The organism is Dactylosporangium sp. NPDC051485, from assembly GCF_040682015.1.
GTDB lineage: Bacteria > Actinomycetota > Actinomycetes > Mycobacteriales > Micromonosporaceae > Dactylosporangium.
The window spans coordinates 1-11,779 of sequence record NZ_JBFAZW010000189.1; the positions used below are offsets into that span (position 1 = coordinate 1).

8 protein-coding genes are annotated in these 11,779 nt (G+C 69.8%); all 8 read left to right on the forward strand.

What is annotated here, in order from left to right; genetic code table 11:
- Positions 1-1,603 (forward strand): site-specific integrase (locus tag AB0M46_RS49515; RefSeq protein ID WP_363348397.1); only part of this gene is annotated, 1,603 nt, incomplete at its 5' end.
- Positions 1,604-1,626: 23 nt separating this feature from the next.
- Positions 1,627-3,348 carry a hypothetical protein gene (locus AB0M46_RS49520; protein WP_363348399.1) on the forward strand — a complete coding sequence of 574 codons (1,722 nt, stop codon included), beginning with the start codon at positions 1,627-1,629 and terminating at the stop codon, positions 3,346-3,348.
- A complete protein-coding gene (locus tag AB0M46_RS49525; protein WP_363348401.1) occupies positions 3,345-5,552 on the forward strand; it encodes a hypothetical protein in 2,208 nt (735 codons plus the stop codon). Before AB0M46_RS49520 ends, AB0M46_RS49525 begins: the two co-directional genes overlap by 4 nt.
- Positions 5,549-5,998 carry a hypothetical protein gene (locus AB0M46_RS49530; protein ID WP_363348403.1) on the forward strand — a complete coding sequence of 150 codons (450 nt, stop codon included), beginning with the start codon at positions 5,549-5,551 and terminating at the stop codon, positions 5,996-5,998. The genes AB0M46_RS49525 and AB0M46_RS49530 overlap by 4 nt, the downstream gene beginning before the upstream one ends.
- 360 nt (positions 5,999-6,358) lie before the next feature.
- Positions 6,359-6,979: a DNA (cytosine-5-)-methyltransferase gene (dcm, locus tag AB0M46_RS49535; RefSeq protein ID WP_363348405.1), complete on the forward strand. Its 621-nt coding sequence runs from the start codon at positions 6,359-6,361 to the stop codon at positions 6,977-6,979.
- A gap of 373 nt (positions 6,980-7,352) precedes the next feature.
- Entirely contained in the window at positions 7,353-7,751 is a 399-nt protein-coding gene (locus AB0M46_RS49540) for a hypothetical protein (protein ID WP_363348407.1), read from the forward strand.
- Between the two features lie 242 nt (positions 7,752-7,993).
- Positions 7,994-9,205 carry a tyrosine-type recombinase/integrase gene (locus tag AB0M46_RS49545; RefSeq protein ID WP_363348409.1) on the forward strand — a complete coding sequence of 404 codons (1,212 nt, stop codon included), beginning with the start codon at positions 7,994-7,996 and terminating at the stop codon, positions 9,203-9,205.
- A gap of 167 nt (positions 9,206-9,372) precedes the next feature.
- A complete protein-coding gene (locus AB0M46_RS49550; protein WP_363348411.1) occupies positions 9,373-11,646 on the forward strand; it encodes a tyrosine-type recombinase/integrase in 2,274 nt (757 codons plus the stop codon).
- Positions 11,647-11,779 lie beyond the last annotated feature (133 nt).

Here is an 11,779-nt window from a genome sequence, read left to right on the forward strand (position 1 = left end):
GTCGCCTACCTCGAGCGGTATGGCCTGCCGGGGACGCCGAAGTCGAGTTGCCTGGGTTTCCCTATTAGATCTTCGTGTGATGACTCTCAGTGTTGCAAAGTTGATCTCCCGGTGGCGTGTGCATTGGGTGCCGAGGAACGGCGCTGTGGTAGCAAGTGATCACCCCGTGCTCCAGCGATGGATCGATCTTGGTGAGCGTGAGGCAGCGTGCCGGATCGATCCCGGCGATGTGTTTCTGGTGGATCCTGACCAGCGGGTTGACGCCCGGCTGACGTTGTACCTGACGCGCTCGTCCTTCGCCCGGCTGGCCCGGGAGACCAGGCGAAACTATGCCGGGGACTGCTGCCTGTTCTTCAACTTCCTGTGGTCGCGCGGTAAGGGCTGGGACCGCGCGACCGCGGAGGACCTGCTCGACTTCGAGGACTGGCGGCGCTGGTCGACGCGTAATCCGCGGCGGATCAGCGGGGCGAAGTGGAATCGGGAGCTGGCGGCCCTTGGCAGGCTGTACGGCTGGGCCGTCCGGCGGGGCTTCCTGCCCGTGAGCCCGGTGACGGAGCGTGAGGTACGCGGGCGGCACGGCGAGTTGGTCCGGGTGCCGGCGGCGCGGGCGAAGGCCGTCCGGTCGAGCAACGTGAAGTGGTTGACGCCGCGGGCGTATCGGCTGTGGCGTGACGTCGGGCTGCGCGGTTACGACGCGGACGGCCGGCGTGATCCGCGGTGGCGGGGCCGCAACGACGACCGCAATGCGGCGTACTCCGACGTGCTGTTCTCCTCGGGCATGCGCCGTTCGGAGGGCGGCTCGTTACTGACCATCGAGGTGCCGGAGATGGCCGCTTCGGACCGGTTGTACTTCGATGCCCGGCTGGGCAGGGAGGCCACGAAGAGCCGCCGCGAACGCACGTTCTACGTGTCCGCAGACGCGCTGCGTGCGGTGTGGGCGTATGTGAACACCACGCGCCGGGCCGCGGTGCGGCGAGCGCAGGCGCACGGCCGGTATGAGCTCGGCGCCGAACAGATGGTGGTGGTGGACCGGTCCGGCCATGCCGGGCGGGTGCTGCACTGCCGACTGGGCGATGGCCAGGTGGTGCGGCGTCATGTGACCACTCTGGACGTTGAGGAGCGGCGCTGGCTGTTCGTCCAGAGTGAGCAGGGTTTGGAGCCGCTGTGGTTGTGGCTGGCCGAGGACGGGTTGCCGTTCCTGCCGCATTCGTGGGAGGCGGTCTACCGGGCGGCGTCGCAACGGTGTGAGGTGCAGCTGGCCGGCCGGGTGCGGCAGACACCGTTCTTCACACCGCATATGGCCAGGCATTCCTTCGCGCTCTACATGCTGGTGGCGTTGCAGCACGCGCTGGACAACCGGTTCGGGTTGAGCGTGGAGGAGCGGCACGACTTCCGGCTGCTCTACGGCGACGCGTGGAGCCTGGTGAAGAACCTTCTCGATCACGCGAGCGAGGAGACCACCCGCTCGATCTACCTGGCCCCGGTCTCCGATCTGCAGGTCAGATCGCTGCTGCAGGAGCAGGTCGACGGCGGGGCGACCGAACTGCTGGCCCAGATCGCCCGGCAGTCCGAGCGGGTCATGGACACCGAGGGCGGCTGGTGAGCCCCCGGGGCAGATCCGCCGCGATGCCGGTCGGTGATCACCAGCGTGAGCAGCCGTTGGCGGCCGGTGAGCTGGTGGTTCGGCACGTCGCCGAGGACGGCGAACGATCCGCGGTCTACGACTTCGGGTCGCTGCCGGTGGCCGCCCAGCTGCGTCGGGAGTTCGCGGAGACCTTCGCCCGACGCGTCGGCCCGGACGGGACATGGCGCAGCATCGCCTCCAGCCGGGAGATGTGGCTGATCGCTCTGTACTTCGCCCGGTTCGTGGCCACGCTGCAACCGCCGCCGAGCGCGGTCAAAGACCTGACGCCGGGCGTGTGGGCGGCGTTCAAGTTGAGCCGACCGGACACCACCGTGGGACCGGTGCAGCTGCGCAAGATGGCGACGTTCCTGCGCGATCATCCGCAACTGCCGCACGAGACGCGGCTGCTGCTGCTCACCCAGCGCATCCCCAACGCGGTGGTCCGTGAGACCGCGTACTCCGACGCCGAGTTCGACGAGCTCAAGAAGGCGGCGGCACGCCGGTTCCGGGCCGCGTTGCAACGGATCCGGCAAGGCCGCGAGCACCTGGAACGGTGGCGAGCGGGCCAGTTCGCGCCGGCCACCCGCGAGCACCTGGTCGGCGAGGCACTGGACCACCTTGTCCGATGCGGCGAAGCGCCCAGCTACATCGGCACGGACGGCAGAAAACGCATCGTGTCCGCCTACGCGACGGCGCTGGGCGGCAAAGGGCCTGAGCACACCTGGATGCGGCTGTTCCTCAGCGGGGAGGAGGCGTGCTCGCTGGTCGTGCTGTTCGTGGGTGCCCACGGCTGGAACGTCACCCCGGTAATGGAGCTGAGGATTCCGGACTCCACCCCGGACGCCGGCAACCCCGACCAGATCATCCACCGGATCGAGCTGGAGAAACGGCGCCGCGGTGCCGCTTCCCAGTTCGAGACCCGCAACCTCGCCGACTGGGGCGCGAACTCACCCGGCCGGTTGGTGACCCAGGCGCTGGAGGCAACATGGGCCGCCCGGGAGACACTCGCCCGCCTGGGCACGCCATCCGATCGGCTCATCATCTGGCGCCGTGGATGGAGTCCCCGCAGCGTCGCGGGCGATCCCAGCCGGTTGTTCGAGACCGGCTGGCAGGACAACGTCTGGCACAACCGGCGCACCAGCTTCGGCGAAGGGGTCAGCCTCAATCTGCGACGGCTGCGCAGAACCGTCGTGATCGCGCATCGCCGCACGCCGACGCAGCACACCCGCGAGACCCACGACACGCGCTACGTGCTGCCGGACCCGCGCACCCATACCGAATCCGCACCGAAGATCAGCGCCGGCGTCGCCGACGCGATCGCGGCCGCCTACACGACCTTCCGCGCCCGGGCCAGCCGCACCGACAGCGACCCGAGCCGTGACACCGCCACCACCGGCTGCACCGGCTACCACACCAGCCCGTTCAGCGAGCCCGGAGAGCCATGCCGGGCGTCGTTCCTGGCCTGCACCGCCTGCCCGAACGCGGTGGTCACACCCCGCCACCTGCCCCGGCTGGCCTATCTACACCAGGCACTCGGCGAGCTGCGCACCGTCCTGGAACCGGAGATCTGGCAGCAGGACTGGGCGGCACCGTTCCAGCGGCTGCACGACCTGATAGCCGGCCCGCACTTCACCAGCACCGAATGGGACGACGCGCTGCGCCAGATCACCGCCCTCGACCGCGACCGCGTCAACCAACTGCTGCGACGGAGCTTCGACTCATGACCCACGCCCTGAACCTGCCGCCCGGGACACGCGCCGTCCCTGCGGCACACGATTGGGTCTTCGACCCCGACCAAGTCCAGCCGCACCGGCGAGCAACCGTCCCCCGCTACGGCGACAACCGATGGTCGCTGCTGGCCCTGAGCCAGAACCCGTCCACACGCGAGGGCATCGTCTACTGGAAGAAGTGGTTCCCTGGCGCCTACCGCGAGGCGTTCCGGCACGCGGCCTGGGCGCTCATCACACTGCCGCTTCCCCGCACGGTCCCCCTGTCCCACGGCGGGGCGCCGATGCGAGCCCGGCTCAGCGCCGATCGGACCTTCAAGACCATCCAGCAGTGGGCCGTTTTCACGAACTGGCTCGTCGCACGCGGCATCCCCACCCTCGCGGCCGTGACCGCCGACGACCTGACCGCGTTCGCCGACCACCTCGACAAACAGCGCGGCATGTCCCGCAACACCGCCTGCAGCCACCTGATCACGCTGACTCGGCTGCACTTCTACGGCACCGCCTTCCTGCCGTCCGCGAACAGGCTCACCGAGCCGCCCTGGCTGAGCGACGGCCACGACGACTACCTGCCCGCCGCGTCGTCCCGAGGCGAGAACCTCACCGAGCCCATCACCCCGCAGACGATGGGACCGCTGCTGGTGTGGTCCCTGCGGTTCGTCGAGCAGTTCGCCGACGACATTCTCAACGCGCACCAAGAACGCGAACAGATCATGGAGGCCGCCGCCGCCGCAGCGGCGGACTCCGCCCCGACGGCCACAGGCAGCGACCAGCTGCTGCGCTACCTGCACGCGACCAAGCAGGCCGGCGACCCGATCCCGGTGATCTTCGCCGGAGGACTGCCAGCCCGAGCAGCGATCATCTACCTCGCCGCGAAGACCCGCACACCGACACGCACAGTCGCGGCGACCCTGAAGCAGCCGATCTGGCGGGAATACCTCCGAGATCACCACGTGTCAGCCCCGCTGGACACCCCGGTCACCGGCCAGCTCGACGGGCAGCCCTGGCACGAGCCGTTCCTCTACTACGAGCGGCACAACCTCGTCCGGATGCTCTCCACCGCCTGCTTCGTCGTCATCGCCTACCTCACCGGAATGCGTCCCGGTGAAGTCCTGGCGTTGGAAGCAGGCTGCTGCCCGCAGCCGCCTGCGACCGGCTCGGGACGACAACTGATCTACGCGACGGCCCTTGAGGACACCGCCCCGGACGAGGACCCGCCCGCCCACTCGCTGATCCACGGGCGGCAGTTCAAACACGCCCTCGACGAGGACGGCGTCCACCAATCCGCTGGCGCCGTTCGAGTCCCGTGGGTCGCGGTCCCTCCCGTGGTCACCGCCGTCCGGGTGATGGAACGGCTCAGCCAAGGAAGCCGGCTGCTGTTCGACACGATGGCCGAAGACCGTCGCTCCAGCGAGATTCGCACCGGGCGCTCGCTCTCACCGGTCACGGTCCACAACCGGGTCAAGGCGTTCATCGAGTGGGTCAACCAGCATGCCCAGTCACGCGGACGCGAGGCCGAGGCCATCCCGGCGGACGCCCACGGCGCCATCAGCCTCGGCCGGTTCCGGCGCACACTCGCCTGGCACATCGCCCGACGACCCGGCGGGCTCGTCGCTTTGGCAGTGCAATACGGCCACCTACGCACCCTGATCAGCGAGGGCTACGCAGCACGATCCCGCAACGGCATCCACGAACTCCTCGACTTCGAGACCGCCCGGACGGTCGCCCAGGACCTGACCGACGTCCACGAAGCCCTCGACAACGGCGGCGGCATCTCCGGACCAGCCGCGCGTCGCCTGATCAACGCCGCCGGCACGCAACACCGCCGGTTCGGCGGCCTGGTCACCACCACGCGCCAAGCCCGCAGCCTGCTGGCCGACCCCGCGCTCAACGTCTTCCACAACAGCGAAGCCTTCCTGTTCTGCAACTACGACCGCGCAAAGGCGCTCTGCCATCCCAGCCGCGGCGGCCAGACCACCCCAAGCCTCGACCGCTGCCGCAGCAACTGCGCCAACATCGCCCGCACCGACGAGCACGCCGGCCAGATCGAGAACGCCGCAACCGAACTCCGCGCCCAAGCGAGCTCACCGCTGCTGCCCGAGCCGCTCGCCGACCGGCTGCGGCAGAAGGCCGATCACCTGGCTCAACTCGCCTCAGACCACCGCACTTCCCGCATCACCACCGATCAGGAGGACTCATGAACGCTCAATCCGCCACCGCCGACCGCGACGCCATCCGAGCAGCGATCGACCGGCTCCTAGCCGGAACACCGCGCCGCTCCAACGGATCGCTCACCATCGTCGCGCTCGCAGACGAGGCCAACGTCAAACGGCACCTGCTCACCCACCGTCACACCGACCTCAAGGACGACTTCTACGCCCGCGTCCGCGCACGCGGCCACGTCCCCGACAACGAACGCAAGCTCCGCGACGACCTCACCAAGGCACAGAGCCGAATCACCGAACTCGTCGCGGAGAACAACAAACTCCAAGGAGAGAACGACGCACTCGCCCGAATCGTCAACGTGCTTGAACTCGAAAACCACGAACTACGCACCGGCACCGGAAGATCCGGCCGGCTGGTCGCCCTACCTTCCACCAACGGCCATCGATCGAAGGGAGCGCCAACACAACACGCTGGAACTTGACAGGGAACTCGGTTGCCCGTTTCACGATGATCATTTCTGGTCGTCGCTGCGCGCCGGCAGTCCGGCTGAATGGGCCGACGCCGTCGCGTTCGACGCCGCGATTCGGCACGGGTCCGCGCGGGCCAACGCCGACGGGCACCCACTGCGCGGGCAGTTCTTCCTGCACCGCCAGTGGGTCCCGCTCGACCAGGTCATCCTGCGCCCGAAACGGGCAGCCAGCGACGGTGACGGCGACGCTCTGGGGTGCGGGCCGTGGACCTGCCCGCACCCCGGGGACACCGCCGCCGAGCCGATCACCGAGCCCACCGCTGAGCCGGTCACCGGTCGAAGCGACGGCCGCGACGGCGCGCGGGAGGTGGCGTGAGTGCCCACCCAACCGGCGCCGCGTCCGGCCACGACCGCACAGCCCGAAATCCCGGCGCTGCCACCGAGCATCGCGGCGGGCCGCGGATCGGGTCACTGTGCACCGGCTACGGCGGACTCGACCTCGCCGTCGAATGGGTCCTCGGCGGACATCTCGCCTGGTACGCCGAAACCGACCCGCACGCCCGCACCGTCTGTGAGCAGCACTGGCCCGGCGTCGTCAACCTCGGCGACATCCGCACCATCGACTGGACCGGTGTCGAACCCGTCGAGATCCTCACCGCCGGGTTCCCCTGCCAGGACATCTCCAACGCCGGGAAACGCGCCGGCATCACCGGCGAACACTCCAGCGTCTGGACCGCCGTCGCCGACGCCGTTCGCGTCCTACGACCACCACTCGTCCTCGTGGAAAACGTCGCCGCGCTCCTCCGCCGAGGGTTCGACGTCGTCCACGCCGACCTGGCCGAGATCGGGTACGACACACGCTGGGCATGCCTACGCGCATCCGACATCGGCGCCGCCCACCGCCGCGACCGGCTGTTCCTGCTGGCCGCCGACCAACACCGCCTCAGACCGGGCACTGAACCCGCCGACCCTGCCCACGCCGTGCGCCCGTGACGGCCGCGGCGTCGGCCTGCCCTACGGCCTGCCCGACCTCATCCAACCCGGCGGCACCCGCCACCACCTACTGCCCACCCCGACCGCCGTCCCGTACGGCACCAACCAGTCCCCATCCCGCGGTGCGGCAGTCCGGCCCAGCCTGGACAGCCTCGCACGCGGCCAACTCCTCCCGACCCCGACCGTCGCCGACAGCCGCGCGTCGGCCAACGCCACCGCCGGCCGCAGCGTCCCGCTCCACGGACACGCCGGCCGGACCCTCACCGACGCCGCCCGGCTCCTCCCCACCCCACGCGCCACCGACGGCACGAAAGGCTGCCCCGGACAACGCGGCTCACACGGCGACCTGACCCTGCCCTCCGCCGCAGTCCGGGTGCTTCCCACACCTCGCGCCTCCGACGGGCACGGCGCCAGTCACCACGGCGAGGGCGGCGTCGACCTCACCACCACCGTCGCCGGACTGCCCACCGAACTCGGACGGCTCAACGAGGGCCGGTGGGGTGAGTACGCGACCGCCGTCGCCCGCTGGGAACTCCTCCTCAGCCGGCCCGTACCGGATCCGTCCCAGCCAGGCCGGCACGGCAAACCCGTCCTCGCCCCACCGTTCGTGGAATGGCTGATGGGCCTGCCCGAGCTGTGGGTCACCGACCCGCAGCTCGGGCTGCCCCGCACCCGCGCCCTGCGGGTCCTCGGTAACGGGGTCGTACCGCAGCAGGCCGCCGCCGCGCTGTGCCTGCTCCTGGACTCGCAACGCTGGGCGGTGCCCGCATGAGCGCCCCAGGCGATGCTGCCGGCGACCGGCTCAGCGGGTTCGAGTACCGGCGGGCCGGACCGGTCCGGCTGTACCTGGGCAACGCCCGCGACGTGCTCGCCGCGATGCCCGACGAAAGCGTCGACGCCGTGGTCACCTCACCGCCGTTCTGGCGACTTGTTGACTTGACTAACTCCAGCGTTTCCCCAGCTCGAAGCCCTCGTTGGACCCGGTGTTCGGTTACCGGTCGAGAAGGGGTTGGAGTGTCGGGACGTGACGTGGTGAAACTGGCGGTGCTGCGGGTCGGTCGGGTCGCGGACGTCGAGGACCGGGTGGTCCCGTACCGACTGCTGGACGCCGACGGCCGCGAGGTGGAGCCGGTCACCGACTACCTGCGGGAGATGGCCGGGCGGGGTTCGCGGGCGACGACGCTGCGCTCGTACGCCTACGACCTGCTGCGCTGGTTCCGGTTCCTGTGGGCGGTCGAGGTGGCGTGGGACCGGGCGCAGCGGGTGGATGCCCGGGACTTCCTGCTGTGGGTGTCGAATGCGCCCAAGCCTCGCCGCTCGCGTCGGGTCCAGCGGGCGACCCCGCCGCCGGGGTCGGTCAACCGGATCACCGGCAAGCCGTATCCGGGAGCAACGCTGTCGTTGGCCTCGCACAACCACAACGAGACCGTGGCGCGGGCGTTCTACGACTACCACGCCACGATGGGACGCGGACCGGTGATCAACCCGTTCCCGGTGTCGAATCGGCGCCCGCACGCCCATCACAACCCGATGCAACCATGGCCACGGCAGCGCACCGGGCTGTACCGGCGCCGCCAGCCGCAAACCATCCCACGGGCGATCCCGGACGGGCTGTTCAACGACCTGTTCGCCAAGATGGACAGCGACCGGGACCGGGCGCTGCTGGCCATGTTCGTCTCCGCCGGGCCGCGGGCGGAGGAGCTGCTCGGGCTGGTCCGCGACCGGGTCAACGTCGGTGATCAGCTGATCGGGGTGATCCGCAAGGGCAGCCGGGCGTTGCAGTGGTTGCCGGCCTCCCCGGACTCGTTCGTGTGGCTGCGCTGCTACCAGCATCAGATGCGCGGGGTGGTGCCGGCCGGCCGCAACGATCCGGTGTGGTGGACGCTGCGCCGGCCGTTCCGGCCGTTGACCTACCACGCGTGCCTGGCGGTGCTGCGGCGGGCCAACGCGTTGCTGGGCACCAACTGGTCGCTGCACGACCTGCGCCATACCGCGTGTTCGCGGATGGCTCAGGACCCGGACATGCCGTTGACCGACGTGCAATGGGTGATGGGCCATGCCCGGATCTCCACCACCCAGCGGTACATGATTCCCGGCCAGGACGAGGTCATCGCCCGCGCCAGGGCGCATTTCGCCCGCCGTAACGAACCGGTCCCGCCACCGCCTCCCACGCCCGGCTACCGGCCCGAGGTGCTGGACGCGCTGCTGGGACGACGGTTGCCATGATCTTGACGACCCTGGCCACACCGGTCCCGCGCCGACGCGCGGTGCCCGGCCGGTCCGAACCGGTCCGCGACGGCGTGGCGGCCGCGGTGAGATGGCCGGCACGACCGAGGCCCGGAACCTGGCCGCAGACCACGATGGACGCCACCGGCGTACTTGCTCTGGAACGCATGCCGCCGCTGAAGGCCGCCGACGCGTCGAGCTTCGACCGCCGGCGCGGGGCACGCAAGCTGCTGGCCTGGCTGGCGTCGTTCCCCGGCCAGACCTGGCAGCAGCGGTGGCTGGCCAGCGGCGCGGAAGACCTCGGCCGCGGCTGGCTCGAGCACGCCGTCGGGTGGTTGAACGTGCACTGGCCCACCGGTGTCAGTGCCCACGGCAAGGAACTGCTGCTGGGCAACCCGATCGTCGCCGGCTCCGGGGTGATCCGGCCCGGCTACGGCTGGCTGCTGCGGCAGAACACGCCCGCAGTGCTGCACGCCGCCCGCCAGTGCATGGATCCCGACGGGTTCGCCCAGGTCGACGCCTACTGCGCAGCCAACTCCGCGATCACCACCGCGATGCGGCAGTGGGTGCTGCGCCGGCTGACCTGGATCGTGATCGCCAAGGCCGGGACGGTCGCCGACATCACCGTCGGCGACTTCCTGGAGCTGCATCAGGCGGAACGAGCCATCCGCAACGACGCCCCGGCGGCAGCGCTGACCTACCAGGTGCTGCGCCACCTGGAGGTGTTCCCCGCCGCGGCGCCGGCGAGCCTACGCGCGGCATTCACGCCCGGGCCGCGCAGCGTCGCCGAACTGATCGACCAGTACCAGCTGGCCTGCCAGCCGGTACGGGACCTGCTCATCGACTACATCAGCGAGCGGTGCCAAGGCATGGACTACTCCACCCGGCGGCAGCTGGTCATCGTGCTGGGCAAGCTGTTCTGGGCCGACCTGGAAGACCACCACCCCGGCATCGACACGCTGCACCTGCCGCCGGAGCTGGCCGCAGCGTGGAAACAGCGGCTGGACCACGTCCGCAGCAAGAAGGACGGCCGCATCATCCGGGAACGGCACGGCAAGGCCGACGTGCTCATCACCGTCCGGTCGCTCTACCTGGACCTCGCGCAGTGGGCGATCGAGGAACCCAGCCGGTGGGGACCGTGGGTCGCGCCGTGCCCGATCAGCGCCGCGGAGACCAACACCCGTAAACGTGACGCGCACCGCAAAGCACGCATAGACCAGCGCACCCGGGAACGGCTACCCGTCCTGCCCGCCCTGGTACGCACCGCCGAACAGCGCATGCACGCAGCCAAGCGCACTCTGGACGCGGCCCTGGCCACCACCCCGGGCGCGACGCTCACCATCGACGGGCAGACCTTCCGCCGGCCCAACCGCAAGAAGACCTCCAGTGGCGTGCGCGTCTGGGCCGACGACGCCAGCGGCAAGCGCCGGGACCTGGCCGCCGACGAGGAGTACGCGTTCTGGGCGTGGGCGGCGATCGAGGTGCTGCGCCACACCGGCATCCGCATCGAGGAACTGCTCGAGCTGACCCACCACAGCTTCGTCACCTACAAGCTGCCCACCACCGGCGAAATCGTGCCCCTGCTGCAGATCGCACCGTCCAAACTGGACAAAGAACGACTTCTGCTGGTCACCCCGGAACTCGGTGAGGTCCTCACCGCCATCATCTACCGGGTCCGGGCCGGCGCGCCCGCGCTGCCGCTGGTGTCGGCCTACCACACCGCCGACCAGGTGTGGAGCCCACCGATGCCGTTCCTGTTCCAACGCCCGCACGGCCACGAGCAACGCGCGATCCCCTACATCACCATCCGCACCATGCTCGACGCCACCCTGGCCGCCACCGGCCTGACCGACGCCGCCGAGCAACCCCTGCGCTTCGTCCCCCACGACTTCCGCAGAATCTTCATCACCGACGCGATCATGCACGGACTGCCACCGCACATCGCCCAGGTCCTGGTCGGCCACGCCGACATCAACACCACGATCGGCTACAAGGCCGCCTACCCGACCGAGGCGATCAACACCTACCGCGGGTTCCTCGCCCGCCGCCGCCAAGCCCGCCCCAGCGAGGAGTACCGCGACATCACCCCCGAGGAGTGGGACGAGTTTCTCGGCCACTTCGCCAAACGCAAGGTCTCCATCGGCGACTGCGGCCGCGAGTACGGCACCGGCTGCCAACACGAACACGCCTGCATCCGCTGCCCACTCCTGCGCCCCGACCCCGCCCAGAAGACCCGCCTGCAAGACATCCGCAGCAACCTCCTCGAACGCATCGACGAAGCCCGCAACCACGGCTGGCTCGGCGAAGTCGAAGGCCTCCAGGCCACCCTCGCCGCCGCAGACCAAAAACTTGCCGCCATGGACGTCCTCGCCAACCGGCAGCGTGTCATCAACCTCGGCATGCCCGACCTTCACCAAGCCGCCGGGACCCACATGCCTTGACCGCCTCCACCCCTCGTAGCCCAACTGCGACCAACGACAGCGCAGCCGACAGGGACGGAATCACTGGCGGGCGGCACCGGTGAGTGAGGGCCGAGTTGAGCCAACACATTTAAGATCATCAAAGTTAAGAGAA